The 25,115-nt window shown below is 69.6% G+C and carries 33 protein-coding genes; 17 read left to right on the forward strand and 16 right to left on the reverse strand.

All coding sequences use genetic code 11. The features are described 5' to 3' along the window. Window positions 1-130 precede the first annotated feature (130 nt). From guaB to ABD269_RS07950, 3 genes are all read right to left on the reverse strand, one after another. Window positions 131-1,633 (reverse strand): IMP dehydrogenase, encoded by a 1,503-nt coding sequence (gene guaB, locus ABD269_RS07940; RefSeq protein WP_116212342.1) that lies wholly within the window; start codon window positions 1,631-1,633, stop codon window positions 131-133. Window positions 1,634-1,773: 140 nt separating this feature from the next. Next, on the reverse strand, window positions 1,774-2,376 hold the full coding sequence (locus ABD269_RS07945) for a sigma-70 family RNA polymerase sigma factor (protein WP_301886704.1): 603 nt from the start codon (window positions 2,374-2,376) through the stop codon (window positions 1,774-1,776). A gap of 369 nt (window positions 2,377-2,745) precedes the next feature. After that, on the reverse strand, window positions 2,746-3,357 hold the full coding sequence (locus ABD269_RS07950) for a response regulator transcription factor (protein ID WP_003948568.1): 612 nt from the start codon (window positions 3,355-3,357) through the stop codon (window positions 2,746-2,748). Between the two features lie 453 nt (window positions 3,358-3,810). Between ABD269_RS07950 and ABD269_RS07955 the strand changes: the two genes are divergently transcribed. Then, window positions 3,811-4,122, forward strand: coding sequence for a WhiB family transcriptional regulator (locus tag ABD269_RS07955; RefSeq protein WP_116215726.1), 312 nt, complete (start codon window positions 3,811-3,813; stop codon window positions 4,120-4,122). 18 nt (window positions 4,123-4,140) lie between these two features. Here ABD269_RS07955 and ABD269_RS07960 read toward each other — a convergent pair whose 3' ends face one another. Beyond that, window positions 4,141-5,055 carry a LysR family transcriptional regulator gene (locus tag ABD269_RS07960; RefSeq protein ID WP_301886703.1) on the reverse strand — a complete coding sequence of 305 codons (915 nt, stop codon included), beginning with the start codon at window positions 5,053-5,055 and terminating at the stop codon, window positions 4,141-4,143. 79 nt (window positions 5,056-5,134) lie between these two features. Here ABD269_RS07960 and ABD269_RS07965 point away from each other — a divergent pair, with 79 nt between their 5' ends. Then, complete coding sequence (locus ABD269_RS07965) at window positions 5,135-5,803, forward strand: MOSC domain-containing protein (protein ID WP_301886702.1); 669 nt, start codon at window positions 5,135-5,137, stop codon at window positions 5,801-5,803. 71 nt (window positions 5,804-5,874) lie between these two features. Then, a complete protein-coding gene (locus tag ABD269_RS07970) occupies window positions 5,875-6,648 on the forward strand; it encodes an SDR family NAD(P)-dependent oxidoreductase (RefSeq protein WP_344117131.1) in 774 nt (257 codons plus the stop codon). 84 nt (window positions 6,649-6,732) lie between these two features. Here ABD269_RS07970 and groL read toward each other — a convergent pair whose 3' ends face one another. The 4 genes from groL to ABD269_RS07990 form a co-directional block, all read right to left on the reverse strand. Next, window positions 6,733-8,355, reverse strand: coding sequence for a chaperonin GroEL (gene groL / locus ABD269_RS07975; RefSeq protein WP_301886700.1), 1,623 nt, complete (start codon window positions 8,353-8,355; stop codon window positions 6,733-6,735). A 135-nt stretch (window positions 8,356-8,490) separates the two neighbouring features. Then, window positions 8,491-8,799 (reverse strand): co-chaperone GroES, encoded by a 309-nt coding sequence (groES, locus tag ABD269_RS07980; RefSeq protein ID WP_116212352.1) that lies wholly within the window; start codon window positions 8,797-8,799, stop codon window positions 8,491-8,493. A gap of 271 nt (window positions 8,800-9,070) precedes the next feature. Continuing rightward, window positions 9,071-9,916, reverse strand: a complete 846-nt coding sequence (locus ABD269_RS07985; protein WP_301886699.1) for a polysaccharide deacetylase family protein — start codon at window positions 9,914-9,916, stop codon at window positions 9,071-9,073. Window positions 9,917-9,998: 82 nt separating this feature from the next. Continuing rightward, window positions 9,999-11,264 (reverse strand): alpha/beta hydrolase, encoded by a 1,266-nt coding sequence (locus ABD269_RS07990; protein ID WP_344117132.1) that lies wholly within the window; start codon window positions 11,262-11,264, stop codon window positions 9,999-10,001. 137 nt (window positions 11,265-11,401) lie between these two features. On the opposite strand from ABD269_RS07990, the gene ABD269_RS07995 reads away from it, so the two are divergent. The 8 genes from ABD269_RS07995 (at window position 11,402) to ABD269_RS08030 (ending at window position 17,236) form a co-directional block, all read left to right on the forward strand. Then, window positions 11,402-11,857 (forward strand): MarR family winged helix-turn-helix transcriptional regulator, encoded by a 456-nt coding sequence (locus tag ABD269_RS07995; RefSeq protein ID WP_301886697.1) that lies wholly within the window; start codon window positions 11,402-11,404, stop codon window positions 11,855-11,857. Window positions 11,858-11,930: 73 nt separating this feature from the next. Further along, window positions 11,931-13,118 carry a THUMP-like domain-containing protein gene (locus tag ABD269_RS08000; protein ID WP_344117134.1) on the forward strand — a complete coding sequence of 396 codons (1,188 nt, stop codon included), beginning with the start codon at window positions 11,931-11,933 and terminating at the stop codon, window positions 13,116-13,118. Between the two features lie 36 nt (window positions 13,119-13,154). Beyond that, window positions 13,155-13,556 (forward strand): WXG100 family type VII secretion target, encoded by a 402-nt coding sequence (locus ABD269_RS08005; protein WP_344117135.1) that lies wholly within the window; start codon window positions 13,155-13,157, stop codon window positions 13,554-13,556. Window positions 13,557-13,642: 86 nt separating this feature from the next. Continuing rightward, entirely contained in the window at window positions 13,643-13,945 is a 303-nt protein-coding gene (locus ABD269_RS08010) for a WXG100 family type VII secretion target (RefSeq protein WP_301886694.1), read from the forward strand. Beyond that, window positions 13,942-15,660 carry an RNase A-like domain-containing protein gene (locus ABD269_RS08015; RefSeq protein WP_344117136.1) on the forward strand — a complete coding sequence of 573 codons (1,719 nt, stop codon included), beginning with the start codon at window positions 13,942-13,944 and terminating at the stop codon, window positions 15,658-15,660. Before ABD269_RS08010 ends, ABD269_RS08015 begins: the two co-directional genes overlap by 4 nt. A 23-nt stretch (window positions 15,661-15,683) precedes the next feature. Next, complete coding sequence (locus ABD269_RS08020) at window positions 15,684-16,256, forward strand: hypothetical protein (RefSeq protein WP_344117137.1); 573 nt, start codon at window positions 15,684-15,686, stop codon at window positions 16,254-16,256. Between the two features lie 14 nt (window positions 16,257-16,270). After that, a complete protein-coding gene (locus ABD269_RS08025) occupies window positions 16,271-16,570 on the forward strand; it encodes an RNase A-like domain-containing protein (protein ID WP_301886691.1) in 300 nt (99 codons plus the stop codon). Between the two features lie 12 nt (window positions 16,571-16,582). Continuing rightward, window positions 16,583-17,236, forward strand: coding sequence for a contact-dependent growth inhibition system immunity protein (locus ABD269_RS08030; protein ID WP_344117138.1), 654 nt, complete (start codon window positions 16,583-16,585; stop codon window positions 17,234-17,236). A gap of 13 nt (window positions 17,237-17,249) precedes the next feature. Here the strand turns inward: ABD269_RS08030 and ABD269_RS08035 are convergent, their stop codons facing one another. The 3 genes from ABD269_RS08035 to ABD269_RS08045 form a co-directional block, all read right to left on the reverse strand. After that, on the reverse strand, window positions 17,250-17,498 hold the full coding sequence (locus ABD269_RS08035; protein WP_344117139.1) for an SCO4226 family nickel-binding protein: 249 nt from the start codon (window positions 17,496-17,498) through the stop codon (window positions 17,250-17,252). A 74-nt stretch (window positions 17,499-17,572) separates the two neighbouring features. Continuing rightward, window positions 17,573-18,154, reverse strand: coding sequence for a Uma2 family endonuclease (locus tag ABD269_RS08040; RefSeq protein WP_301886688.1), 582 nt, complete (start codon window positions 18,152-18,154; stop codon window positions 17,573-17,575). A gap of 56 nt (window positions 18,155-18,210) precedes the next feature. Beyond that, window positions 18,211-19,077 carry a hypothetical protein gene (locus ABD269_RS08045; RefSeq protein WP_344117140.1) on the reverse strand — a complete coding sequence of 289 codons (867 nt, stop codon included), beginning with the start codon at window positions 19,075-19,077 and terminating at the stop codon, window positions 18,211-18,213. A gap of 434 nt (window positions 19,078-19,511) precedes the next feature. On the opposite strand from ABD269_RS08045, the gene ABD269_RS08050 reads away from it, so the two are divergent. From ABD269_RS08050 to ABD269_RS08065, 4 genes are all read left to right on the forward strand, one after another. Then, window positions 19,512-19,661 (forward strand): hypothetical protein, encoded by a 150-nt coding sequence (locus ABD269_RS08050; RefSeq protein ID WP_344117141.1) that lies wholly within the window; start codon window positions 19,512-19,514, stop codon window positions 19,659-19,661. Then, the gene (locus ABD269_RS08055) at window positions 19,658-19,795 is read left to right on the forward strand and encodes a hypothetical protein (protein ID WP_344117142.1); all 138 of its coding nucleotides are present in this window, start codon (window positions 19,658-19,660) and stop codon (window positions 19,793-19,795) included. Before ABD269_RS08050 ends, ABD269_RS08055 begins: the two co-directional genes overlap by 4 nt. A 77-nt stretch (window positions 19,796-19,872) precedes the next feature. After that, a complete protein-coding gene (locus tag ABD269_RS08060; RefSeq protein ID WP_344117143.1) occupies window positions 19,873-20,250 on the forward strand; it encodes a DUF6247 family protein in 378 nt (125 codons plus the stop codon). After that, window positions 20,247-20,534 (forward strand): hypothetical protein, encoded by a 288-nt coding sequence (locus ABD269_RS08065; protein ID WP_344117144.1) that lies wholly within the window; start codon window positions 20,247-20,249, stop codon window positions 20,532-20,534. The genes ABD269_RS08060 and ABD269_RS08065 overlap by 4 nt, the downstream gene beginning before the upstream one ends. Window positions 20,535-20,550: 16 nt before the next feature. Here the strand turns inward: ABD269_RS08065 and ABD269_RS08070 are convergent, their stop codons facing one another. The 4 genes from ABD269_RS08070 to tsaB form a co-directional block, all read right to left on the reverse strand. Further along, complete coding sequence (locus ABD269_RS08070) at window positions 20,551-20,916, reverse strand: hypothetical protein (protein ID WP_344117145.1); 366 nt, start codon at window positions 20,914-20,916, stop codon at window positions 20,551-20,553. A 104-nt stretch (window positions 20,917-21,020) separates the two neighbouring features. Continuing rightward, the gene (gene tsaD, locus ABD269_RS08075; protein WP_344117146.1) at window positions 21,021-22,178 is read right to left on the reverse strand and encodes a tRNA (adenosine(37)-N6)-threonylcarbamoyltransferase complex transferase subunit TsaD; all 1,158 of its coding nucleotides are present in this window, start codon (window positions 22,176-22,178) and stop codon (window positions 21,021-21,023) included. Beyond that, entirely contained in the window at window positions 22,162-22,644 is a 483-nt protein-coding gene (gene rimI, locus ABD269_RS08080; RefSeq protein WP_301894440.1) for a ribosomal protein S18-alanine N-acetyltransferase, read from the reverse strand. Before rimI ends, tsaD begins: the two co-directional genes overlap by 17 nt. Before the next feature lie 23 nt (window positions 22,645-22,667). Further along, the gene (gene tsaB, locus ABD269_RS08085) at window positions 22,668-23,336 is read right to left on the reverse strand and encodes a tRNA (adenosine(37)-N6)-threonylcarbamoyltransferase complex dimerization subunit type 1 TsaB (protein ID WP_344117147.1); all 669 of its coding nucleotides are present in this window, start codon (window positions 23,334-23,336) and stop codon (window positions 22,668-22,670) included. Window positions 23,337-23,464: 128 nt separating this feature from the next. Between tsaB and ABD269_RS08090 the strand changes: the two genes are divergently transcribed. After that, window positions 23,465-24,046 (forward strand): hypothetical protein, encoded by a 582-nt coding sequence (locus tag ABD269_RS08090; protein WP_344117148.1) that lies wholly within the window; start codon window positions 23,465-23,467, stop codon window positions 24,044-24,046. A gap of 191 nt (window positions 24,047-24,237) precedes the next feature. On the opposite strand, the gene tsaE is transcribed toward ABD269_RS08090, so the two are convergent. Beyond that, window positions 24,238-24,762 carry a tRNA (adenosine(37)-N6)-threonylcarbamoyltransferase complex ATPase subunit type 1 TsaE gene (tsaE, locus tag ABD269_RS08095; protein WP_344117149.1) on the reverse strand — a complete coding sequence of 175 codons (525 nt, stop codon included), beginning with the start codon at window positions 24,760-24,762 and terminating at the stop codon, window positions 24,238-24,240. Between the two features lie 154 nt (window positions 24,763-24,916). Here tsaE and ABD269_RS08100 point away from each other — a divergent pair, with 154 nt between their 5' ends. Next, a complete protein-coding gene (locus ABD269_RS08100; RefSeq protein WP_301886677.1) occupies window positions 24,917-25,096 on the forward strand; it encodes a hypothetical protein in 180 nt (59 codons plus the stop codon). The last annotated feature ends 19 nt before the right edge of the window (window positions 25,097-25,115 follow it).

The raw sequence follows: 25,115 nt of genomic DNA on the forward strand, positions 1-25,115 counted from the left end.
TGTGTGGCCTTTCCTTCTACGTCTGCCGCATCCAGTATCCCTGACGTGGCGAAGCCCGCGGCCTGAGCGGTCGCGGGCTTCTTGAACCACGTACTACTACCGTCGGCAGTAGGCGCCTGCTGCTTGCTTGCTACCGCCGCGAGTAGTTCGGCGCTTCCGTCGTCATCTGGATGTCGTGCGGGTGGCTTTCCTTGAGGCCCGCCGCCGTGATGCGGACGAAGGTGCCCTTGTCCTTGAGCTCCTGGACGTTCGCCGAGCCGACGTAGCCCATGGAGGCGCGCAGGCCGCCGATGAGCTGGTGGGCGACCGAGGACAGCGGGCCGCGGTAGGGAACCTGGCCCTCGATGCCCTCGGGGACGAGCTTGTCCTCGGAGAGGACGTTGTCCTGGAAGTAGCGGTCCTTGGAGTACGAGCGGGCCTGGCCGCGCGACTGCATCGCGCCCAGCGAGCCCATGCCGCGGTACGACTTGAACTGCTTGCCGTTGATGAAGACCATCTCGCCCGGCGACTCCTCGCAGCCCGCGAGCAGCGAGCCGAGCATCACCGTGTCCGCACCGGCGGCGATCGCCTTGGCGATGTCGCCCGAGTACTGCAGGCCGCCGTCGCCGATCAGCGGGACGCCCGCCGCGTGGCACGCCCGCGCGGCCTCGTAGATCGCGGTGACCTGCGGCACGCCGATGCCGGCGACGACGCGGGTGGTGCAGATCGAGCCGGGGCCGACGCCGACCTTGACGCCGTCCACGCCCGCGTCGATCAGCGCCTGGGCGCCGTCGCGCGTGGCGACGTTGCCGCCGACGACATCGACGTTGATGTTGGACTTGACCTTGGAGATCATGTCGAGGATGCCGCGGCTGTGGCCGTGGGCGCTGTCGATGACCAGGAAGTCGGCCCCGGCCTCGACCAGCGCCTGGGCGCGCTCGTAGGCCTCGTCGCCGACGCCCACGGCGGCACCGACGACCAGGCGGCCCTCGGAGTCCTTCGCGGCGTTGGGGTACTTCTCGGCCTTGACGAAGTCCTTGACCGTGATGAGGCCCTTGAGCACGCCGGCGTCGTCGACCAGCGGCAGCTTCTCGATCTTGTGGCGGCGGAGCAGCTCGATCGCGTCCTCGCCGGAGATCCCGACCTTGCCCGTGACCAGCGGCATCGGGGTCATGACCTCGCGCACCTGACGGCTGCGGTCGGACTCGAAGGCCATGTCGCGGTTGGTGACGATGCCGAGCAGCTTGCCCGCCGGGTCGGTGACCGGCACGCCGCTGATGCGGAACTTCGCGCACAGCGCGTCCGCCTCGGCCAGCGTGGCGTCCGGGCGGACCGTGATCGGGTCGGTGACCATGCCGGACTCGGAGCGCTTGACCAGGTCGACCTGGTTGGCCTGGTCCTCGATGGAGAGGTTGCGGTGCAGGACACCGGCGCCGCCCTGGCGGGCCATGGCGATCGCCATGCGCGCCTCGGTCACCTTGTCCATCGCCGCGGACAGCAGCGGGATGTTCACCCGGACGTTGCGCGAGACCCGGGAGGAGGTGTCGACGCCGTTCGGCAGGACCTCTGAGGCGCCCGGCAGCAGCAGGACGTCGTCGTATGTCAGACCGAGCATCGCGAATTTCCCGGGCATTCCGTCGACGTTGTCAGTCATGACACCTTCCCAATGGTCTTGCCCCAGCGCGGACTCCCATGCTAACGGCCGCCACAGGTGTCCCATTCCACGACGACTGAGTCCCGCATCACTTGGATATTCCTACGAAGAGGGGACGCCGGGCGGCCCGGCCCCCCTCCTCACTGCTCCGCGAGCGCCCTCAGCCTGCTCAGCGCCCGGTGCTGGGCGACCCGGACCGCGCCCGGGGACATGCCCAGCATCTGCCCGGTCTCCTCGGCGGTCATCCCGATGGCGACGCGCAGCAGCACCAGCTCGCGCTGGTTCTCCGGGAGGTTGGCCAGGAGCTTCTTGGCCCACTCGGCGTCGCTGCTGAGCAGCGCCCGCTCCTCGGGGCCCAGGGAGTCGTCGGGCTGCTCCGGCATCTCGTCGGAGGGCACCGCCGTGCTGCCCGGGTGGCGCATGGCGGCGCGCTGGAGATCGGCGACCTTGTGCGCGGCGATGGCCACGACGAACGCCTCGAAGGGACGGCCGGTGTCGCGGTAGCGCGGCAGGGCGCAGAGCACCGCGAGGCAGACCTCCTGCGCCAGGTCGTCCACGAAGTGGCGGGCGTCACCCGGCAGCCGCGAGAGCCGGGTGCGGCAGTAGCGCAGCGCGAGAGGGTGCACCAGCGCGAGCAGGTCGTGTGTGGCCCGCCGGTCCCCCTCCACCGCGAGGGTGACGAGTGCGCCGATCTCCCCGGGGGCGGCAGCCGCGGGGGACCCCGTCGTATCGTCGTCGCGCATCGGTCCATGGTGCCTTGACGCCAAGCGATCCACGGCACCGCCTTCATAGTCGTGCATCGAACCGTTACGCGTAGGTGTCCTCGTACTCACGTCTCGCGTCTCCCCCTTCCGGGTATACCCGCCCCCGCCCTCACGACTCCACCGATAGCTTGTGCCGGTACCGCGAGGCACGGGACAGGGCTTGTCCGTCATGGGGTCATCGCCGGCCGAGTGAGAAGCCTCGGCCTCCGGCCGGGGAGGGGTCACACTCCAAGGATGCGGCATCCCTCGGAGTTTCGGCGCTGGACGGCCACGCGATGAGGTCACGGCACGGTCACCCACCCGGGTGGCGCGCACCGCGACCTCACGGCGCTGCGCGCCACTCCCGGCTCAGCGGACCAGGCCCCAGCGGAATCCGAGGGCCACGGCATGCGCCCGGTCCGAGGCGCCCAACTTCTTGAACAGCCGCCGCGCGTGGGTCTTCACGGTGTCCTCTGAGAGAAACAGCTCACGTCCGATCTCCGCGTTGGAACGGCCGTGACTCATCCCCTCCAGCACCTGGATCTCCCGCGCGGTGAGCGTGGGCGCGGCGCCCATCTCCGCCGAGCGCAGCCGCCGCGGGGCGAGCCGCCAGGTCGGGTCGGCGAGCGCCTGTGTCACGGTGGCCCGCAACTCGGCGCGCGAGGCGTCCTTGTGCAGATAGCCGCGCGCCCCGGCGGCGACCGCGAGCGCGACGCCGTCGAGGTCCTCGGCGACCGTGAGCATGATGATGCGTGCGCCGGGGTCCGCGGAGAGCAGCCGGCGGACCGTCTCGACACCGCCGAGTCCGGGCATCCGTACGTCCATCAGAATGAGGTCCGAACGATCGGCGCCCCAGCGGCGGAGGACTTCCTCGCCGTTGGCCGCCGTCGTCACACGCTCGACGCCGGGCACGGTCGCCACCGCACGGCGGAGCGCCTCTCGGGCAAGCGGGGAATCGTCGCAGACGAGGACGGATGTCATGGCCGTCCTCCGCAGCTGATGCGCGTCACCTTGAGCCTCCAGGCTGGTACTGATCGTCACCTGTGCGATCGACGCTCTCCGGCAGGCTCGGACAACTGCCCGACTGCTTCATCCGTCAACCGCCTCCGCCCTCTCAACGACGGTCACCCGAAAGAGTTACGGGCTCGGTCGGCCACGTTCGGCACTCTACGTGAGGGCGCGGACACGGAGCAGGGCGCATTGGGGGCGCCCTTTGCGGCGCACAAGCTATGCCCCATTTGCCCAGGCGGAGCAGTCTTTCTTCCCATTTGCCGGTGTCTATGACTAGATTCGCAATCAGTCATATTTACATCTGCTCCCACGGGCAGACGTAAACGGCACAGGCAGTGCGTCCGCATCAGACCGCTCGTGCCGGGCCGATCCCGCCGGATCCTCCGGCGGATCGCCCCGGCGGATCGCTTCGAGGGGATAGCCATGGCAGATTTCTCCCGCCTTCCCGGTCCCAACGCCGACCTGTGGGACTGGCAGCTCCTGGCGGCGTGCCGCGGGGTCGACAGCTCGCTTTTCTTCCACCCCGAGGGTGAGCGCGGCGCGGCCCGCAGCGCGCGCGAGACCTCGGCGAAGGAGGTGTGCATGCGCTGCCCCGTGCGCGCGGAGTGCGCGGCACACGCACTGGCCGTGCGGGAGCCCTACGGCGTCTGGGGCGGCCTCACCGAGGACGAGCGCGAGGAGCTGATGGGCCGCGCGCGACACCGGGTCATCGCGGTGACGCCCACCGGGGCCTAGCGCTCCCCCGGCGACCGGCTACGAACGCTCGGCCGCCGTCGCCAGCTGCTCCAGCATCGCCGCCACCGCCGGCACCCGCGCCAGGTCCGGCAGCGTGAGGGCCACGATCTCGCGCTGCACCACCGGCTCGACCGGCACCGTGCACGCGCCCTTGGGGCGTACGGACTCCAGCGCGAGCTCCGGCATCACCGCCACCCCGAGCCCCGCCCCGACCAGCCCGAAGACCGCCGGGTAGTCATCCGTCGCGAAGTCGATCCGGGGCGTGAACCCGGCGCTCTCGCACACCTCGACCAGGTGCCTGCGGCAGCGCGGGCAGCCCGCGATCCACGGCTCCTCGGCGAGGTCCGTGATCCCGATCCGGTCCGCCCCGGCCAGCCGGTGCCCCTCGGGCACCACGCCGATCAGGCGGTCGGTGAGCAGCGGCCGTACGACCAGGTCGTCCCACTCCGCGGCCGCGGCGGGGTCGGCGCCCCGCACCTCGGGGTAGCGGAAGGCCAGCGCGATCTCGCAGTCGCCGTCGCGCAGCATCTCCACCGAGCGCGGCGGCTCCGCCTCGACCAGGGAGACCCGGGTGCCGGGGTGGGCGGCCCGCATCCGCGCGAGCGCGCCCGGCACCAGCGTCGAGCTGCCGCTGGGGAAGGACACCATCCGCACCCGCCCCGCCCGCAGCCCGGCGATCGCGGCGATCTCCTCCTCGGCCGCGGTCAGCCCGGCCAGGATCCCGGAGGCGTGCCGCACGAGCGCCTGGCCCGCCTGGGTGAGGCGCATCTCGCGCCCCGTGCGGATCAGCAGCGGGGTGCCCGTGGACTGCTCCAGGGCCTTCATCTGCTGGCTGACGGCGGGCTGGGTGCACCCCAGCTCGCGGGCCGCGGCCGAGAACGAACCGGTGGCGGCAACCGCGCGCAGCACCCTCAGATGACGAGCCTCGATCATTCTTCGAGCATAAGCCCACCTTGGGGGTGATCGCGAAATTCCATTCGCTGCTTTGGGTGATGTCGCCTAACCTTTCTTCATGCAGCTGCTCTCCGTGAACCTCGGCCAGGACCGTACCGACGAGGGCCTCCCCGGCTTCGCGCCCGGTCTGGCCACCGGTATCGACAAGCGGCCCGCCGACGGCCCGGTCGCCGTGGCCGCGCCCGGCCCCAAGGGCATCGCGGGCAGCGGTCTCGCCGGGGACACGATCGTCACCCTGCGCCATCACGGCGGGGACGACCAGGCGGTGTACGCGTTCGCCCGCGAGGACCTCGACCGCTGGGAGCGGGAGCTCGGCCGCACGCTGCCCAACGGGGCCTTCGGCGAGAACTTCACCACCAGCGGGATCGACGTCAACGGCGCACTCATAGGCGAGCGTTGGCGCGTCGGCCCGGATCTGCTGCTGGAGGTGACGTCGCCGCGCATCCCCTGCCGTACGTTCGCCACCTGGCTGGGCGAGGCGGGCTGGATCAAGCGGTTCACGCAGGAGGCCGCCCCGGGCGCCTACCTTCGGGTGATAGAGCCCGGGGAGGTCCGTGCGGGTGATCCTGTCACCGTCGTGCACCGCCCGGATCACGCCGTGACCGTCTCCTTCCTCTTCCGCGCGAGCACCACAGAAAGGGCCCTGCTGCCGGATGTCCTGGCAGCTGGCGACGCGCTGCACCCCGAGGCCCACGAGAAGGCCCTCGCGTATCGGGCGGCCCTGTGACCGTGCCCTTCGGACCGTCAAAAGAGTGCAGTGGAACGGCACGGAGCGCCCCCGGGCTCTAACGTGCCTGTATGACGACTGTATTGATCACAGGGGCGACCGCCGGGATCGGCGCCGCCTTCGCGCGCAAGCTCGCGGCCGACGGCCACGACCTGGTCCTCGTCGCCCGCAATGAGGAGCGCCTCCACGAGCAGGCGACCGACCTCCACGACCGGCACGGCGTGGAGGTCGAGGTCCTCCCGGCGGACCTGGCCGAGGACAAGGGCATCGAGTCCGTCGAGGCCCGGCTCCGCGACGGCGCCCGCCCGGTGCATCTGCTGGTCAACAACGCCGGTTTCGGCAACAAGGGCGCGTATCTCGAAGTGTCGATGGCCGACGAGCTGCGGATGCTCAAGGTGCACTGCGAGGCGGTGCTGCGGCTGACGTCGGCCGCGGCCGAGGGGATGCGGGAGCGCCGCAGGGGCGCGGTCGTCAATGTGGCGTCGGTGGCCGCCTTCACCCCGCGGGGCACGTACGGCGCGAGCAAGTCGTGGGTCGTGCAGTTCACCCAGGGCGTGGCCCGCGACCTGGCCGGCACGGGCGTACGGCTGATGGCCCTGTGCCCCGGTTTCGTGCGTACGGAGTTCCACCAGCGGGCCGGGATGGGGACGGACAACGTCCCCGGCTGGCTGTGGCTGGACGCGGACAAGGTGGTCGCGGCGGCGCTGCGGGATCTGGCGCACGGCAAGACGCTCTCCGTGCCGGATCCGCGCTACAAGGCGCTCACGGGTCTGATGCGGCTGGCGCCGCGCGGTGCGGTGTCCCGGGCGTCGTCGACGACGGGCCGCAAGTACGGGCCGAAGTAGGCGCTCACGGCAAGGCTCACGGAAAAAGGCCGAGGCCCGGCGCCCCCGAAGGGGTGCCGGGCCTCGGCCTTAGCGCGCGTGGCGTCAGTGCGAGTGGCCGTGGCCGTGACCGGCCTCGGGCTCCTCGTCGGCCGGCTTCTCGACGACCAGGGTCTCGGTCGTGAGCAGCAGCGACGCGATGGACGCGGCGTTCTCCAGGGCGGAGCGGGTGACCTTGACCGGGTCGATGACGCCGGCCTTCACCAGGTCGCCGTACTCGCCGGTCGCGGCGTTGAAGCCCTGGCCCTTGTCGAGCTCCGACACCTTGGAGGTGATGACGTAGCCCTCGAGGCCGGCGTTCTCGGCGATCCAGCGCAGCGGCTCGACGGCGGCGCGGCGGACCACGGCGACACCGGTGGCCTCGTCGCCGGTCTTGCCCAGGCCGCCCTCAAGCACCTTGGCGGCGTGGACGAGAGCGGAGCCACCACCGGAGACGATGCCCTCCTCGACCGCGGCGCGGGTCGCGGAGATGGCGTCCTCCAGACGGTGCTTCTTCTCCTTGAGCTCGACCTCGGTGGCCGCACCCACGCGGATGACGCAGACGCCACCGGCGAGCTTGGCGAGGCGCTCCTGGAGCTTCTCGCGGTCCCAGTCGGAGTCCGTGGACTCGATCTCGGCCTTGATCTGGTTGACGCGGCCGACGACGTCCTCGTGGTTGCCGCCACCGTCGACGACCGTGGTGTCGTCCTTGGTGATGGTCACGCGGCGGGCGGTGCCCAGCACGTCCAGACCGGCCTGGTCGAGCTTGAGGCCGACCTCCTCGGCGATGACGGTGGCACCGGTGAGGGTGGCCATGTCGCCGAGCATCGCCTTGCGGCGGTCACCGAAGCCGGGCGCCTTGACGGCGACGGCGTTGAAGGTGCCACGGATCTTGTTGACGACCAGGGTGGAGAGCGCCTCGCCCTCGACGTCCTCGGCGATGATCAGCAGCGGCTTGCTGGCGCCGGCCTGGATGACCTTCTCCAGCAGCGGCAGCAGGTCCTGGATCGAGGAGATCTTGCCCTGGTGGATCAGGATGTACGGGTCGTCGAGGACGGCCTCCATACGCTCCTGGTCGGTGACCATGTAGGGGGACAGGTAGCCCTTGTCGAAGGCCATGCCCTCGGTGAAGTCCAGCTCCAGGCCGAAGGTGTTGGACTCCTCGACGGTGATGACACCGTCCTTGCCGACCTTGTCCATCGCCTCGGCGATGAGCTCGCCGACCTGCTTGTCCTGCGCGGAGAGCGCGGCGACGGCGGCGATGTCGGACTTGTCCTCGATCGGACGGGCGGTCGCGAGCAGCTCGTCGGAGACGGCCTTGACCGCGGCGTCGATGCCCTTCTTCAGGGAGGCCGGGGAGGCGCCGGCGGCGACGTTGCGCAGACCCTCGCGGACCAGCGCCTGGGCCAGGACGGTCGCGGTGGTGGTGCCGTCACCCGCGATGTCGTTGGTCTTGGTCGCCACCTCCTTGACGAGCTGGGCGCCCAGGTTCTCGTAGGGGTCGTCGAGCTCGACCTCACGCGCGATGGTGACACCGTCGTTGGTGATGGTCGGGGCACCGAACTTCTTGTCGATGACGACGTTGCGGCCCTTGGGGCCGATCGTCACCTTGACCGTGTCGGCCAGCTTGTTGACGCCGCGCTCGAGGGCGCGACGGGCGTCCTCGTCGAACTTCAGGATCTTCGCCATGGTTGCTTCAAGTCCTCTCGTTGCGATCCTCGGCCACGCAACAGTGGCCGCCTATCGCTCGAACGAACTGCGCCCCGGGCACCCGGCCGGTGAAGAGCGGGAGCACGGGGCGCAGATCAAAAAGCTTCGGGTGAATTACTTCTCGACGATCGCGAGAACGTCGCGAGCCGAGAGGACGAGGTACTCCTCGCCGTTGTACTTCACCTCGGTGCCGCCGTACTTGCTGTAGAGCACGACGTCGCCGACGGTCACGTCGAGCGGAAGACGGTTGCCCTCCTCGAAGCGGCCCGGGCCCACGGCCAGGACGACGCCCTCCTGGGGCTTCTCCTTCGCGGTGTCCGGGATGACCAGGCCAGAGGCCGTGGTCTGCTCGGCGTCGAGCGGCTGGACCACAATGCGGTCCTCGAGCGGCTTGATGGCAACCTTGGAGCTGGCGGTCGTCACGATCCGACCTCCCCCTTCGGAGATCTCACGGGGTTAACTGTCTGAGGTGGCGACCAGGTCGGATCCGTCGTCGCGGGTGCCGGATCTGCCCGTCGCCGTGTCTGGCACTCCCGGGTGGAGAGTGCCAACGGAAGCGAGACTATGACGCGGTTAGCACTCGGTCAAGCGGAGTGCCAATTCGCCGTGCGGCGCGCGCGTCGACGACGGACGTTCGCCGGGAGGATCTTCCCCGCTCCGCGGGCCGTAATCCTCACCCCGCCGGGCGCGGTCCTCAGACGTAATCCTCCAGGCGGGCCACCGTGTAGCCCTGCTTCTGGATGCTGCGGAGCATGTTCGTCACCATCTTGGTCATCGAGGTGCCCTTGAGCTCCTGCGGACCGCGGAAGTGCGCGAGGACGATGTCGCCGGGGCGCAGCTTGTCGCCCTCGGCGTAGCGCATGTCGTTGATCTGCATCGTCGCCTCCCACAGCACGACCGCCTTCACCCCGCAGCTCCCGGCCGCCGCGAGCGTCGCGTCGTTGTAGTTGCCGTACGGCGGGCGGAACAGCGGCGGCCTGGCCCCGAACCGCTTCTCCAGGACGTCCTGCTGCCCGCAGATCTCGTGGCGCTGGGCGGCGGGCGGGAGCGTGCGCAGGTTGGGGTGGGAGAGGGTGTGGTTCTGGATGGTGTTGCCACCGTCCTTGAGCTGCTCGAAGTAGCCGTAGCCGCGGCCGGCCCGGGCGATGTCGTCCGTCAGGAACATCGTGAAGGGCAGCTTCAGATCCTTCGTCATCTTCACGAACTCCGGGTCCTTCTCCGCCCCGTCGTCGAAGGTCATGAAGACGACCTTGTCCTTGGTGGCCACCCGCCGCACGATCTTGGGGGTCTCCCCCGGCTTCATCCCGTCCGTCACCTTCGCCGCGGGCGGCGCGGGCGGCGCGGCGAGCGGTGCGTCCAGCCCCCAGCGGCGGTACGCGCCGGTGTCGGCGGAGGGCGCGGCACCCGACGCCTGCCCGGTGGCCGACGGGGCGGGCTTCTCCGGCTTCTCCGGCCCGGACGACGATCCGGAACACCCGGAGAGCAGTCCGGCGAGCAGCAGCGCGATGACGACCCGGGGGCCGGATATGGAAGAACTCACCTATCCGATTCTTGTTCACTCGTTCGAGTGAGGCGAGGCGGGTGGGTCCCGGGCCGCTTGAGCCAGGCCCGGGATCCGCAGGTCACCCGGCCTGAGCCGTACGCACCCCCGCCACCTCCGCGGGCACGGCACCCATCCACCACGCCGGATCCGCCGAGCCGTCCACCGTGCTCCCGTCCCGGCGGACATAGCAGCGCACGTCCCGCCCGGCTTCCGCGAACTCCCCGTTCAGCGCCCGCTCCAGCCACTCCGCACCGAAGCGGAACACCTCCGCGGCGACGCCGCCCAGCGGGTGGAACTCGTCCTCGTAGACGCGCATCTCCTTCGGCGCCCCGATCCGCTCGTAGCTCGCCAGGGCCTGCTCCAGCGGCGTGAGTTCGTCGAACTCGCCGATGCCGTGGAGGACCGGGCAGACAATCTCCCGCACGAGGTCGCCGAGCGGCATGCGCGCGGCCAGCTCCCGGTCGAAGGCGCCCTCGTCCGTGTACCCGGCCATGTACATGTAGTTGTTCTTGAAGGTCGGCTGGGCGCGCTCGAAGATCGTGGCGAAGTCCCCGGTCACCGCCTCGAAGGCGGCCAGCGCCGCCAGGCGGCGGTCCGTGGCGGCGGCCCGCGAGCCCCAGTAGCCGCTCATGCTGATGCCGAACATGCCGATCCGCCGGGGATCGACCTCGGGCAGTCCGGCGAGGTGGTCGATGTAGCGGCTGATGGCGCGCTCGTAGTTGGTGAGGTCGACCGTCAGGCCGCCCGCCCTGGACTCGCCCTGGCCGGGGCCCTCGATGGAGAGGGCGACGATCCCGCGGGAGGTGTAGTAGCGCTCGGCCGCGTGGATGTAGTCCTCCTTGATCATGTCCATCCCCGGGCCGAGGATCACCGCGGGGGCGCCCCGGACCTCGCCCTGGGGCAGGTGCAGCAGGGCGTATATGCGCTTCCCCTCGAAGTCGAGGACGACCCGGCGGACCCGGCCGCCGCGCAGCGCGCCGAGCCGCTCGACGCAGTGGTCGGCACGCTCGCGGAAGGCGGCCTTGCGGGGGTCGGCGGCGTCGAAGACCGAGTACTGGGCGCGGCCCCACATCACGGCGGCGCGGACATAGAGGTCGGCGGCGGTCTGTGCGAAGCCACCGCGCTCGTGGTGGCTCGCGCGCTCCTCCGCCTGACCGGCCACGGTCGCCCACGCCTTGGGCAGCATCGCGCCGCTCCTGACGAGGTCGAAGACCTTGGTGAAGTCGGTGTGGTCGTGGCCGAGTTGCTCCAGGGTGCCCATGGCCTCGGGGTGGAGGGCGTCGAAGCCGCCCTGGGCGAGGGCGATGTCCAGCGCCCAGCTCTGGCCGGTGGAACGGACGGTCATGGCGGGTGTCCTCTCGGATGGCATGCGGGTGCGCCCCGCACTCGCAGCAGATAGCTAAGTACTTATTTAGTAAGTACTTAGGCTAAGCTCGTTGTCAACCCGCCCCCGACGTCCGCCACCCCGGCGAGGAGCCCACCGTGCCCGACCCGTCCGCCACCGGCCACGAGGAAGCGCTGGGGCGCCTGGCCCGCGCCGCGTACAGCCTCAGCGCCGCCGACTCCCGCCTCCGCGGGCGCGCCACCCGCACGCCCGGCGCGCTCTCCCTCACGCACGCCCGCGCCCTGCGCATCCTCGCCGAGCGGGGCCCGCTGTCGATCGGGCAGCTCGCCGAGGCCACGGAGACCACCGGGGCCGCCACCACCCAGCTCGTGAACGGGCTGGTCACCGCCGGCTACGTCACCCGCGAACGCCCGCCCGGCGACAAACGGTCGGTCGTGGTCGCGCTCACCGACGCCGGCCGCCGCCGCCACGAGGAGCGCGAGCGGGCCCTGGCCGATGCCCTGCGCGGCGCGCTCGCCCACCACGACGCGGCGGCGCTCGACGCCGCCACGGACGTGCTGCGACAACTGGCCGACATCTACGACCGGCTCTGAAAGGCGGCTGTACGACGCGGGGTACGGCCCCGGGCGTACGCGCCCCTCCCCGCCCGTCGGCGAGAATGGCCCCGTGCCCGCACCGAACTCCCCGACCGAAGCCTTCGCCTCCCTCCTCACCGAGGAAGGCCGCCACCTCCTCGCCGAGCTGCGCGACCACGACCCGTCGCAGGAGCTGGCCACGGCCACCCGGCTGCGCCGTGAGCACCCCGCCGAGCTGGTCTCCGCCGCGCTCGGCCAGGCGCGGCTGCGGCAGCGGGCGGTCGCGAAGTTCGGGGCCGAGGACGCGTACCGCATGTTCTTCACCCCCAACGGTGTCGAGCAGTCGACGCGCAAGACCGTCGCCGAATACCGCGCCGCCCGCTTCGCCGCGCTCGGCATCCGCTCGGTGGCCGACCTCTGCTGCGGCATCGGCGGCGACGCGCTCGCGCTGGCCCGCGCGGGCGTACGGGTCCTCGCCGTCGACCGCGACCCGCTGACCTGCGCGGTCGCCCAGGCCAACGCGGAGGCGCTCGGCCTGGCCGACCTCATCGAAGTGCGCTGCGCGGACGTCACGGAGGTCGACACCTCCTCGTACGACGCCGTCTTCGTCGACCCGGCGCGCCGTGGCGGCCGCGGCCGGATCTTCGACCCGGAGGCGTACTCGCCCCCGCTGTCCTGGGCGGTCCGGGCGGCCCTCGCCGCTCCCCGGGCCGCGCTCAAGATCGCACCCGGCATCCCGCACGAGGCCATCCCGGACGAGGCCGAAGCGGAGTGGATCTCCGACGGAGGCGACGTCAAGGAAGCGGTGCTGTGGTTCGGCACCGCCCCGGGCACGCGCCGCGCGACGCTGCTCCCGTCGGCCGCGACCCTCCCCGGCCGCGGCCTCCCCGACCCCGCGGTCCGCCCGGTCGGCCGCTACCTCTACGAACCGGACGGCGCCGTCATCCGCGCCCACCTCGTCGCCGAGGTCGCGGAGGACCTCGCCGGCGGCCTGATCGACGAGACGATCGCCTACGTGACGAGCGACGAACTCCGCCCGACGTCGTACGCGACGCCGTACGAGATCACGGACGTGCTCCCCTTCAACCTCAAGCACCTCAAAAAGCTGATGCGCGAACGGGAAATCGGCGTCGCGGTCATCAAGAAGCGCGGCTCGGCGGTGGAGCCGGAGGATCTGCGCAAGAAGCTGAAGCTGGAGGGCGCCAACTCCTGCACGATCCTTCTCACGCGCGCGGCGGGGGCCCCGACGATGCTGCTGGGGCATCCGGTCCGGGCCTAATCTGACAGCCGGGACGGGCGAGGGAGGGCGGGGACGATGGACGACAAGCTCGCTGTGGTGGATTCGGGGCTCGCGGGGCTGGCGAAAGATCTCGGCTCGATGGAACGCTATCTCAAGGCGAGGATCACGCAGTTGAACGAGCTGGTCGACTCCGTCGACGCAGGTTGGGACAGCCCTGCTTCGGCTACATACAAAAAGCTTCAGAAGAGCGTCAACGACGACGCAGTGCGTATCAGGAAAACTCTGATCCTCATCGAGGAAGCCGTGAAGCTGGGCCGGGACGGCTTCAGCGCGCAGGATCTGGAAATCCTGCGCGGCTTCCGACGACTCCAGGAGTCGGCCCGGAGCGAACGTGAACTCCTCGCACCGACCCAGCCGGGGACGGATCAGCCGACGGAGCCACCGGCCGGAACGCAAAGCAAGTTGGACAGCTACTGAGCGATCTCGCTCGAAGAGCACCGGGCGTCGATAGAGTGATCGGTTGCAACACGCAGTTGCCAAGACCGTACGCTCCGGGGGCGAGCATGTCAGAAGACAGCGACATATCCGTCAAGTTCAGCAAGCTGCATGAGATATCCGGTGAGCTGGACTCCCTCCTCAAGGACTTGAACGACAAGCTGGAGCATCTCTACCGGCGGACCGAAACGGTCGTTCTCAGCTGGGACGGAGAGGCTCGTGACATGTGCGTCGACGCCCTCGACAAGTGGGACAGGTCGATGCAGGACCTGGAAGGCGCGCAGCGCTGGCTGCACGACTCGGTCGTCACCGGTCACCACAACTATGCCGCCGCACACCGGGCCGTTCTGCGCGGTTGGGGGGCTCAGTGACTTCGGCGCCTCCTCCGGCTCCGCAGAACGGCACCATCGACATCAAACCCACGGACCTCTACCGCGTCTCCGGTCGGATAGCCCTGGAGCAAGGGGTGCTCGACCGGGGCGCCGGACAGTTCCTCCGCGAGCTGGACGGCCACTCGAACGTCGGCGGCGCCGGCAAAGCCGCCGACGCGTTCAACGCCGCCTATATGGAGGTGGGCGAGCGAATACTGAAGGTGTGGGCCAAGAGCGTCGTGAGCGTGGGCGGCGCGGCCGTCGGCTTCACCGTCACGGCCAACCACTACGTCACCGCCGACGCCCATTCCAACCCTGCCCACAAAGGGCCTCCGGCAACACGGCCGCTCCCTCAAGTCATCCGGCAGGTGTCTCCTTACGGGAAGGTTCCCGTCCTCAAATGGGACGGGATCGTGGACGACGGCGACGACGGCTTTTTCGCTGATGTCATCGACGGTATCGACCACGCCGCCGAGGCCATTGTCCGTCCGCTGATCCACCACGCGATGCGCTGGGGCAAGGTCGCCGAGGTGCTGCCGCTTCCCGACAGCGGTGCCCTGGACAAGGTTTCCGCGTCCTGGCTCCACCCGGGGATCGCGCTCGCGCAGGTGGACGGCAACCTCACCGGGCTGGTCAGCAGTATCACCGATCAGGCCAACTCCGAGTGGTACAGCGCCATGCGCACCTTCTGCAGTGCGGTCTGGGGCACGACCGCGTGGGGAGGGTCCCGCGAGGGCTATCAGTGGAAGCACGACAGCGCCTCGGCCGGCGGCAGCAACCACCCGGCGCTGGCAGTGCTGTTCGATACGTGCGACACAGTGAGCGATGCCGTACGGCAATACGCCGAGGCCGCGTACGACATGCGGTTGGAGGTCAGCAAGATCTACCGCAAGGCCGTCAAGGACGCCCTGGGGGGACTCGACCTGTCGGACGGCTTCGGCATCAAGGATCTCAAGAGCCTCGCCAAGGGCGCTTACAAAATGGGGAAGAGCCTCGGCCAGGGCATCACTCTGGAAATAGACGAGGGAGCCCTCAACGCGGCGGTCGCTCGCTACGAGTCCCGCCTCCATGACCTGGTACCCAAGTTGAACGCCCGGCTCGCGCCCCTGGACGAGGCACTCATGAGCCTCCCCGACTTCGATGCGGAAGAGGCACGTGCCGAAGGGTTCGGATCGCGTTCGCTCAACGAGTTCAAGCACGAGCACAAATGGACCAACCCGGACGACACGAAGAACGGCATCTACCACATTGACCTCGCGGCCAACGAGGAGCTCGACGGCGGGCACACGCTCGACAAGCACGTGGGGAAGTCGGATCAGCAGCTCGCTCAGCGGCTGCGGGACCAGGGAAACCCTCCGACGGACGCGTGGCCGCACGGCAAGCCGAGCATCGGCGCCTCCTCCACCTTCGAGAACGCAGAGGAAGCGCAACGGCTCACGCAATACAACATCGATCAGAAGTCGAGCGAAATCAAAGCGTGGCTCGACAAACCTCCGTCGGACGGCGAGAAAGAGTCATTCGACGGCACGGCACCCCCTGGCCAGAACAGCGGCCGCAGCGTCACCAAGCAATCGAACCCACAGAACAATTCCGGATACAAGAGTGATGGGATCAACGCCAGGGCCATCCCTGTCCAGGGAATCAGAACCGTTCTCAAGTACGACAGGAACCTTGACCCGCCCTTCGTCGTACTGACCTGTATGCCTCAACAGTGACAGCCGAAGGGACCGATACCTCCATGCCTGACCGTAACCAGTGGAACGCAGCCGCAGTGCGGATGTTCGACGACGTATATTCTTTTGTCCGCACCGGCCCCAGAAAGCATGGGGACTGGCGCCACGACCTTCCACCGATTCTCACGCGCGAAGTCGAAGACCCGCGCGGCTGGGTCGAGCTCGATTGGGACAAAGACTCCGAGGAACGCACCGAAGGAAATACGGCCTTCCCCTTCAAGAATCTTACGGTCGAGCAGCTGACGGGACTATATGAGATCGAACCCGAACCGGCGGCACACCTGCTGGTGACACTGCTCAGCGAGTGGTTCACGATAAAAGGAGTGTGGAATTTCGAGGAGAGGGAGGAACAGCTGCTCTCGGATGCCCGCACACTTGTCGCCCGCTACGGACCGGACAGCGCCTGCTACACCCCCTCCGGACTGGCGAGAACAACAAAGCACCCCGACTTCTTCCGCGAGTCCGATCGAAACAGCGTCTCCGGCGATATCCCCTTCACCGACCTTATGGGAGACCTGGGCCTCATCGTCGTCTCCGACACCGAAGTCGGTGTCTTCTGGGCCTTCAACGACGAGTGAGAGAGGATCGGACCGTGCTGACCAGAACCGCCACCTACCCCGACCGGGAAACCGCGCAGTGGTGTACCCAGCAGGTCGTGACCCGCAACGAACAAGTCATCCATCGTTGGCTCGCCCAAGGCGTCAGGCAACGGCTCACCATCGAGGCATCCTGGCCCTCCCGCGCCGAGCCGGTGGGTCGCGTCCTGCTGCAAGCGATGATGCTCGCCGGCCGCGAGCCCGTGGATGTGCGGGCCGCGCGGGTGATCCTCAAGCGTGATGCCGCCCGACCGCACGGCTTCTCGGTCCACGCCACCTTCCCGATCTACCTCTGAAGGCAGCCTCACATGCCCCTGGGACCTCTCGAACACGACCGAAAATACGGCGAGTTGGATCAGGTCGTCCGCGCGTATCTCGGGCAGGCCGCCGATGACACCCCCGAGAATCGCAGTGCTGCCCTCGACGCCTATCTGCGCCACACATGGCACACCCGCCCATGGGCCATCGCCGTCGCCGAACAGCAGATCCGTGAGTACGCGCAGAATCCCCCGGGGCGTCTCCGCCTGCGCCTGGGCGAGTTCTATCCCGTGCCCGATGTCGGGCTGGAGGAGTCCGAAATCCAGGACTGGCTGCTGCTCCTCGCCGATCACCTCAAGCGGAGCGTGGAGAGCGGTGATGTGCCGCCGCCCGCCGCTCCGCAAACCCATTGGGAATGGCAGACGCGCTTCCCCGAGCTGAGTCAGCTCCTCGGGGGCTGGTACTCACAGGACATGCCGGACGAGTTCGCCGATCACGACGCGGCCCTCGACGACTATCTCGCCACGACCGAGCCCGATCTCGTCGTCCGCCTCGTCGGTGAGCTCCACGAAATTCTGGCCCTGCCGCTGGAGGAGAGCGACTACGCCTTGGCCGTGACCGAGCTGGGCATGGAGGTCGACCCTCCCGAGCCGTATGCCCCCAGCGGGTGGCTGGCCTTGATCGCTAACCGCATCAGCGATTGAGGGAGGGAGGCGGTCAGACCGACAGCGGGACCGCGTGGACCTCCGCCACCGGGTGGCCGGCCTTCGCGTGGACCTTCTTGACCGCTTCGGCCGAGGGCGCTTCCGACAGGCAGTAAACGGTTCCCGACTTCGGGTCCGCCCATGCCCTCTCGAAATGCACGCCCTCCTCGCGCTCGATCGCCTGATCGGCCTTGTGCGCGGCCGCCAGCTGCTCGGCCGTGATGCCCTTCATGCCGTGATGGACGTCCATGAACTTGGCCATCGCCCGCCACCTCCGGTTGCCGAAGGGATGCCCATACGTCCATCGTCCGCTTCCCGCCACGCCGACGCGACCTGTCAGTGGGTGTAGTCCTTGAGCTCCTCTGTCGCCAAGGTGATGCCGACCGGTTCAGGGAGCACGACGGTTTCGCCGTACGGATGCGACTTTCGGCTCAGGTACTTCCCGTTCCTGGGCTCGCTGTAGACGGTCACCATGCACTCGTCACGGTCGACGAGGAGATAGACCGGAATACCGACGGCGGCATAGCCGTCACGCTTCTCCTTCCGGTCGCGGCGATCGGTGTCCGAGTCATGTGAAGTCACCTCGACAGTCATCAGAACACCGTCAGGGTTGGCCCACTCCCCCTGGCCCGCAAAGTTGCCCTTGGGCGCAAGGGAGCCATCCGCCCGGGCCCGCCCCGCACGATAGTTTTCGATCTTGAGACCTTGCTCCGGATAGAGACGCAGCCCAGCGCGCTGCACCATGCACTGCTCCAGAAGCCACATGATGATCTCTCCGTGATCCCCGTCCGGCACCGGCTTGACCTCAAGCTTTCCGTTGATGAATTCCAGCCACACGGTCTCGGGTGCCGAGTGGGCGAGTTCCTCGAACTCTTCGACACTCATCTGGGGCCGGCGGTCAGCAGTGCTGGGGGTCATGGTGTCGCCTCCTCCCCTACATGGTGCCCCGACATCAGGGGGCACGTGCAGCAACGTCACCTACTGCTCCTTTCGCGTGCACGGAGGGCCGCTCGGATCTCCGCTGCGTGGTCGTGGACCTCGGCAGGGGCCACCGCGTAGTCAGGTTCGGGTGGCGTCTCGCCTCGGCAAGGGCCGCAGACGCCGCCAGGGATCGCTTCCGGGCGACCCGGGGTGCGACAGATCGTGCATTCCAGGATGCGGAGGGGTGCCGAAACGGGCTGCTTCACCCTTTCCGGTGGCATCTTGTCGACCAGGCGCGTACGGGCCATGGCGCGCGCGAAGTGCACCACCGGGGGCAGTCCCGCCGTGAGTTCGCGTGCGAGGTCTCTCGGTGACGCGCCCCTCGTCAGCCACTCCGTGGCCAGTTCCTCCAGTTCGCGGCAGTCCGCCGCCGACAGCGTCATCCGGGGGTCGGTGCGGCCCAGGGACGCGAGCGCGTCGTACGCCTCCGAGCGGGCCGGTGGCTCGTGGCGCGCCTCCGGGACGACGTCTCCCCTCAGGAACGTCTCCCACCACGCGTCGCCCCGCGCCGTGCGCGAGAAGTATGTGCGCGTCACCCAGTGCATGCTGCCGCCGTCACCCTTGCGGTGCTCCTTCACCATCCGCAGGTGACCCGCCTCCGAGAGGCGGCGGATGGCCGTACGGCACGCGGCCTGGCCGTACGCGGGGATGTTCGCGGCCAGAGTCTTCGCATCCATGGCCGCGCCCTCGGGCAGGCGGTCGACAAATGCGGCGATCAGGGCCTCACGGGCGGGCAGGTGTGCGAAGTCGCCCGCGCGGCGGGGCTCCTGATCGGGGGCGCTCCGCTTGCCGTAGCCGGGAGTGGCTTGCGGGTGTACGTGCGTGGGGCGCGCGGCGCCACTAGAGTTGGCGTAAGCCATGAGATCAGCCTTGAGTGATCTTGTAGGTCAGACCCCGGTCGGTGCTGCTAACACCTGCCGGGGTCGCTTTGTTGCTGCGAACGCTAGAGCGTGGCGACGGGCCGTCGCAACCCGATCACTGGAAGTTAACTCGTGTGGTGCGCGCGGGGGTTGAGGGAGGGTGGGCGGGTGGGTTATACCCACCATCCATTCCTCAGAGGCAGAGCTCGGGGTCCGGACCCCGGAGCCCGGAGCTCAAGCCCCCATAACCCCTCCATCAATTTCCTTATACAGCGCGCGGATTCCTTGCGCCTGAACGGTACGCGCGACGCACGTCCCGCAATCGTCACTTACGAGTCCGGCCACGCCCCGCAATCCTGGGTAGCGTGAACAGAGAAATTCCGCCGCGTGGGGCATACGTCATCGACACCCGCACCGACCGAGTCGGTCAAGTCATGGACCACACAGGCGACTTCGTGCACCTGCGCCCGCCCGGCGGCGGCCGTGAGTGGGAGTGCCCCGCCGCCTCGCTTCAGGTCACGACGCTGCGCGCCTATCTGCGCGCGCACGTCTCGGAGGTCAACAACCGCCGGAGGCTCGTATGACCACGGGCCCGACGGACTGCCCCACGCCCGAGGACCTCCGCACCGCGGTCGCCGGGGCGAACACCCCGGACGAGGCCCACGCGGCGATCGCGGAGACCAACCCTGCCCCTCCGCGCCATTCGGAGGAACGGTGATCAGCAACATCAGCACCGCGGGACACCTAGACTTGATGGGCGTCACCACAGCGCGTCGACCTGGAGGGTGCAGCCCCATGAGCACAGCCGCGACGGAAGAGCCCGACACTCCGCTGATCCCGCAGCCGGCGAACACCCCCGAAGCTCTACGGGCCGCAGTCGCCAAGGTCATGCCTGCTTCGCTGACGACCTTCGACGCCGAGCGCGTCGAAGCTCTGAGAGAGGCACGCAGCACCGGGAACGCGGGGCCGATGCGCCGACTCGTCGGCCAGTGGGCGGTGTACGTCGCCATCGAGCGACACCCGAAGCGGGCGGCAAGATTTCACTACCTCGAAGCCGCGGCTGATCAGGCCGATACGGACGAAGAGGCCCTGACGGCGGCCTCCGAGCTCGGGCACATCCTGGACCAGGCGTTCGCCGAAGCTGGGCTCCTGCACAGGTCGGCAGGCGAGTGAGCGACAAAGAGTGGCGCTGGGCGTACGACCCGAATCGCGCGCATGTCATCACAGGGTTACCCGAGGCCGTCGTCACCCAGGTCGAGAAAATTGCCGGAGACCTGGTTGATCTGGGCGAGTTGGGGATCGATGTGACCGACATCGGAGAAGGCCCAAGTCATGGCGGTCCCGGCGGGATGCGGCGCCTGCCTCTCTCCCCCGACGGATTCGTGTACGCCCTCCCACTGCCCGGCCGGAAGCTGGTCGTGATCACCCGCGTCATCCCGCCCTTCGAGTACCTCTGAACGGCCCCGGGGCTCCCTACGCCAGATCCGTCAGATCCTCCGCGTAGAACGTCGTGAGCGGCTGCGGGCCTATGTACTGCTGGCAGTTGCACTGGCCCGGCTCATAGCTCGTCGGTTTCTTTTCCGCGTCCCAGGCGACCGGGACCTCCACCGATTCGTGGCAGCGGCCCTGCTTGTCGTGCTTCGCCAGGTGGTGGGTGCAGCCGCAGACCGGCTCCGGGGGCTTGGACGCGGATTCGAGCGCTTCATGCTGCCGGCGCTCGGTCTCCAGGAGCTCCAGCTTGCGCTCGTGGCGGGTGCGCAGGGCCGTGCGGCCCATGTCGGCGGCCTTGGTGAAGCCTCCCACGCCAAAAAAGATCAGTACCCACCAGAGCCAATCCATGTCCGGCTCCTCCCCGTCCGCCCTGCCCGGCCTCCAGAATAGGTGTTCCCCCGGAGGCCCGGGCAGGCCTGTGGATAACCGGCCGTGGATGGCCCGCTACCGGCTCACGACTCGTACAGGTTCTTCTTGCTCAGCTCGTGCACATGGTCATGATCATGCGCGTGGGAGTGCGAGTGACCGTGGGAGTGCGAGTGCCCATGAGCGCCCTCCGGCGCCGGTACGTGCGTCTCCGTCACCGGCAGCGAGGAGTCCGCCGAGAGGTCCCACGCGGAGGCGGCACGCCCCCGCGCCACCATTTCCGAGCCCAGCGCCGCGACCATCGCGCCGTTGTCCGTGCACAGCTTCGGGCGCGGCACGCGCAGCGTGATGCCCGCGTCCTCGCAGCGGCGGGCGGCCATGGCGCGCAGCCGCGTGTTCGCGGCGACGCCGCCGCCGATCATGAGGTGGTCGACCCCGTTGTCCTTGCAGGCGCGCACGGCCTTGCGGGTCAGGACGTCCACGACGGCCTCCTGGAAGGACGCCGCCACGTCCGCGACCGGCACCTCCTCGCCCGCCGCGCGCTTGGCCTCTATCCAGCGGGCCACGGCGGTCTTGAGACCGGAGAAGGAGAAGTCGTAGATCGGGTCCCGGGAGCCGGTCAGGCCGCGCGGGAAGCGGATCGCGTCCGGGTTGCCCTCGCGTGCGTACCGGTCGATGACCGGGCCGCCGGGGAAGCCGAGGTTCAGCACACGGGCGACCTTGTCGAACGCCTCGCCCGCCGCGTCGTCGATCGTCGAGCCCAGCGGGCGGACGTCGGAGGTGATGTCGGGCGCCAGGAGCAGCGAGGAGTGGCCTCCGGAGACCAGCAGGGCCATCGTCGGCTCGGGCAGCGCGCCGTGTTCGAGCTGGTCCACGCAGATGTGCGAGGCCAGGTGGTTCACGCCGTAAAGAGGCTTGCCGAGTGCGTACGCGTACGCCTTGGCCGCCGACACCCCGACGAGCAGCGCGCCCGCGAGGCCGGGGCCCGCGGTGACGGCGATGCCGTCCAGGTCCTTGGCGCTGACCCCCGCCTCCTTCAGCGCCCGCTCGATGGTCGGGACCATCGCCTCCAGGTGGGCGCGGCTGGCGACCTCGGGGACCACGCCGCCGAAGCGGGCGTGCTCGTCGACGCTGGAGGCGACGGCGTCCGCGAGCAGGGTGTGGCCCCGGACGATGCCGACGCCCGTCTCGTCGCAGGAGGTCTCGATGCCGAGGACGAGGGGTTCGTCAGCTCTGGGAGCCATGGGTCATTCCTTGCACTGCGGAGTTCGGATCGGAAAGGCGCATCACGAGCGCGTCGACGTTACCGGGCTGGTAGTAGCCGCGGCGGACGCCGACCGGCTCGAAGCCGAAGCGCTCGTAGAGCCGCTGGGCGCGCGTGTTGTCGACGCGCACCTCCAGGAGCACCTCACGGCACTCGAAGTCGGTCGCGGTGGTGAGCAGCTCGGCGAGCAGCCGGGCGCCGAGGCCGGTGCTCCAGTGCTCGTAGGAGACAGCGATGGTCTGTACGTCGCCGGTACCGTCGATCGCGGCGAGGCCGGCGTAGCCGACGACGCCGCCCTTGGCGTCCTCGGCGACCACGTAGCGGCGGTTGGCGCCCGCGCCGCGGGCGTGCGCCAGCTCGGACCAGAACAGGCCCTTGGACCAGGCGTCGTCCGGGAAGAGCACGCGCTCCAGCTCCAGCACCGGCCCGATGTCCCACCAGCGCATCTCGCGGATACGTACTGTCTCGGTCACTTCGGTGTGACCACCTTGTAGTTCGCGGGCACCTGCGCGTCCGGACGGCGCAGGTAGAGCGGCTGGTCCGGCAGGAACTCCCCGCCCGTCCGCAGCTTCTCCACCGCCAGCGACGCCAGCGCGCCCGCCGACTGGTGCTCGGGCATGTCGGCCCGTACGTCCGTGAACGCGTCCGGGTAGAGCATTCCTCCCGCGCCGACGACGGTCAGCCCGGCGAGCGGCTCGGTGAGGTCGGCGGGGCGGTCCACGGCGGGCTCGGTGACGCGGGTACGCGCGTCGCGGTACCGCGCCCAGTAGACCTCCTTGCGGCGGGCGTCCGTCGCCACGACGAACTCGCCCTCCAGCCCCTGCTGCCCCGCCGCGTACGCGATCCCGTCGAGCGAGCACAGCCCGTGGACGGGGACGGACAGCGCGGCACCGAAGGTGGCGGCGGTCACGATGCCGACGCGCAGGCCCGTGTACGGGCCGGGGCCGACGCCGACGACGATGCCGGTCACGTCGGCCAGCACGCGGCCGGCCTCGCCGAGCACCCGGTCGACAGCGGGAAGCAGCAGCTCACCGTGCCTGCGCGCGTCCACCTGACGCGATTCGGCGATGACTTTGTCGCCGTCGTGGAGAGCGACGGTGACGGCGGGGGTTGCGGTATCAAGAGCGAGCAGCAGCACACTGACAGCCTACGGCGCGCCATGGGGCGGACGGTGCCCGCGCCTGCCCACGCGGAGGGCGCGGCGGGGGCGTACGCGGGTGCTACGGTCAGCCGCATAGCCGTACGCAGGACGAAAGGGTGCGCAGCGTGGCACGCAGCAGCTCGGGAGCCATGGTGGCCGTGCTCACCGCGGTGGCGCTGACCGGGGTCGGGTTTCTCGCCTACCAGGCGGACGCCGCGCCCGGCCGCCCGCACGCGGCCGCGTCCGCCTCCCCGTCCGGCTCCGGCAAGTCCTCCTCCGGCCAGGACTCCGCGGGCAAGGACAAGCCCGCGCAGGACCCCGCCACGGCCGTCCCCGCGAACTCCGGCACCGGCAAGCGGGTCGTGTACGCGCTCGCGGCCAAGCGGGTGTGGCTGGTCGGCGCGAACGGGCAGGCGACCCGGTCCTTCGAGGTCGCGCCCAGCGCGGTGAACCCGCCGCCGGGCTCCTACAAGGTGACCTCGCGGACGCCCACCGGCAACGGTTCGGACGGTGTCCCCATCGAGCACATCGTGCGCTTCCACCGCGACGCGGCCGGTGTCGTCTTCGGCTTCAGCGCGGCGGTGGACGGGTCTTCGCCGAAGCCGTCCGCCACGCAGAAGACGGGTGGCGTTCGGGAGCAGCCTGCGGATGGGCGGGCGATGTGGGAGTTCGCGGTGAGCGGGGCGAGTGTGGTGGTGGTCCCGTAAGGGTCCGCCGTTCACCCTGACGGGTTCCTTTTCCCGGCCCCGCTGCCTCTCATGCGGGGCTCCGCCCCGGCCGCGTGTCGGGTGCGGCCCGGCGGGTTGTTTCCCCAGCCCCGCCCCTTCCCGAAACTGGGGCTCCGCCCCAGACCCCGAAAGCGGCTTCGCCGCTTGTCCTCAAACGCCGGACAGGCTGATTACAGCGCGCCCAGGTCCACGTTCGCCCAGCGGTCGCCCACGCCCTCGAAGCGGACGCCGCGTACGTCGTCCGCGTGCTCCGAGAGGTCCGCGTCCGCGCCCACCGCCCGCTCGATCACCACGTGCAGGCGGTCGTCGGAGAGTTCCTCCACCTTGCCGTCGCCCCACTCGACGACGATGACCGACTCCGGCAGGGAGACGTCCAGGTCGAGGTCCTCCATCTCGTCCAGGCCGCCGTTGAGGCGGTAGGCGTCGACGTGGACGAGGGCGGGGCCGGAGCCGAGCGGCGGGTGGACGCGGGCGATCACGAACGTGGGCGAGGTGACCGCGCCGCGCACGTCCAGGCCCTCGCCCAGCCCGCGGGTCAGCGTCGTCTTGCCCGCGCCCAGCTCACCGGTGAGCAGGACCAGATCGCCGGGCCGCAGCAGCGCGGCCAGCCTGCGGCCCAAGTCACGCATGTCCTCGGCGGACTTGACGGTGAGGTGGGCGATGTTGGGGGTGGAGATGTCATGCGGGGCGCTCATACCCGTCGATGGTACGGGGCCCGCCGCCGTACGCCGCTTCATTCCGACAGGCCGTCGGCAACATGTTGCGCGGGCGGTCTCCGGCGTGGTCACATGGAAGGCAGAGACACGGTTAGGTCTACCTAACCTTGCCCAGCTGCCTCAGGAGGCACTCATGACGGCCCGAGAACCCGCCGCCGAGCCTGCGCCTGCTGCCGACCGCCGCGACGAGCGGTCCGATGAGCGGCCCCTGTCGATGCGAGATCTGCTGGCGGCGTGCGCGGCGGCGGACGCGGTGTCCACACCTCCGAAGGCACCCGAGCCCGAACAGGACCGGAACCGCCCCGCGGCCTGAGCCCGTGCCGGGACGAGCC

Source organism: Streptomyces blastmyceticus (genome assembly GCF_039521185.1).
Classification (GTDB): Bacteria; Actinomycetota; Actinomycetes; order Streptomycetales; family Streptomycetaceae; genus Streptomyces; species Streptomyces blastmyceticus.

Coding starts and splice junctions, on each gene's coding strand:
- guaB (WP_116212342.1), bottom strand. CDS start 1,633: ATGACTGACAACGTCGACGGAATGCCCGGGAAATTCGCGATGCTCGGT.
- ABD269_RS07945 (WP_301886704.1), bottom strand. CDS start 2,376: ATGCGCGACGACGATACGACGGGGTCCCCCGCGGCTGCCGCCCCCGGG.
- ABD269_RS07950 (WP_003948568.1), bottom strand. CDS start 3,357: ATGACATCCGTCCTCGTCTGCGACGATTCCCCGCTTGCCCGAGAGGCG.
- ABD269_RS07955 (WP_116215726.1), top strand. CDS start 3,811: ATGGCAGATTTCTCCCGCCTTCCCGGTCCCAACGCCGACCTGTGGGAC.
- ABD269_RS07960 (WP_301886703.1), bottom strand. CDS start 5,055: ATGATCGAGGCTCGTCATCTGAGGGTGCTGCGCGCGGTTGCCGCCACC.
- ABD269_RS07965 (WP_301886702.1), top strand. CDS start 5,135: ATGCAGCTGCTCTCCGTGAACCTCGGCCAGGACCGTACCGACGAGGGC.
- ABD269_RS07970 (WP_344117131.1), top strand. CDS start 5,875: ATGACGACTGTATTGATCACAGGGGCGACCGCCGGGATCGGCGCCGCC.
- groL (WP_301886700.1), bottom strand. CDS start 8,355: ATGGCGAAGATCCTGAAGTTCGACGAGGACGCCCGTCGCGCCCTCGAG.
- ABD269_RS07990 (WP_344117132.1), bottom strand. CDS start 11,264: ATGACCGTCCGTTCCACCGGCCAGAGCTGGGCGCTGGACATCGCCCTC.
- ABD269_RS08005 (WP_344117135.1), top strand. CDS start 13,155: ATGGACGACAAGCTCGCTGTGGTGGATTCGGGGCTCGCGGGGCTGGCG.
- ABD269_RS08010 (WP_301886694.1), top strand. CDS start 13,643: ATGTCAGAAGACAGCGACATATCCGTCAAGTTCAGCAAGCTGCATGAG.
- ABD269_RS08020 (WP_344117137.1), top strand. CDS start 15,684: ATGCCTGACCGTAACCAGTGGAACGCAGCCGCAGTGCGGATGTTCGAC.
- ABD269_RS08030 (WP_344117138.1), top strand. CDS start 16,583: ATGCCCCTGGGACCTCTCGAACACGACCGAAAATACGGCGAGTTGGAT.
- ABD269_RS08035 (WP_344117139.1), bottom strand. CDS start 17,498: ATGGCCAAGTTCATGGACGTCCATCACGGCATGAAGGGCATCACGGCC.
- ABD269_RS08040 (WP_301886688.1), bottom strand. CDS start 18,154: ATGACCCCCAGCACTGCTGACCGCCGGCCCCAGATGAGTGTCGAAGAG.
- ABD269_RS08045 (WP_344117140.1), bottom strand. CDS start 19,077: ATGGCTTACGCCAACTCTAGTGGCGCCGCGCGCCCCACGCACGTACAC.
- ABD269_RS08050 (WP_344117141.1), top strand. CDS start 19,512: ATGGACCACACAGGCGACTTCGTGCACCTGCGCCCGCCCGGCGGCGGC.
- ABD269_RS08055 (WP_344117142.1), top strand. CDS start 19,658: ATGACCACGGGCCCGACGGACTGCCCCACGCCCGAGGACCTCCGCACC.
- ABD269_RS08060 (WP_344117143.1), top strand. CDS start 19,873: ATGAGCACAGCCGCGACGGAAGAGCCCGACACTCCGCTGATCCCGCAG.
- ABD269_RS08070 (WP_344117145.1), bottom strand. CDS start 20,916: ATGGATTGGCTCTGGTGGGTACTGATCTTTTTTGGCGTGGGAGGCTTC.
- tsaD (WP_344117146.1), bottom strand. CDS start 22,178: ATGGCTCCCAGAGCTGACGAACCCCTCGTCCTCGGCATCGAGACCTCC.
- rimI (WP_301894440.1), bottom strand. CDS start 22,644: ATGCGCTGGTGGGACATCGGGCCGGTGCTGGAGCTGGAGCGCGTGCTC.
- tsaE (WP_344117149.1), bottom strand. CDS start 24,762: ATGAGCGCCCCGCATGACATCTCCACCCCCAACATCGCCCACCTCACC.
- ABD269_RS08100 (WP_301886677.1), top strand. CDS start 24,917: ATGACGGCCCGAGAACCCGCCGCCGAGCCTGCGCCTGCTGCCGACCGC.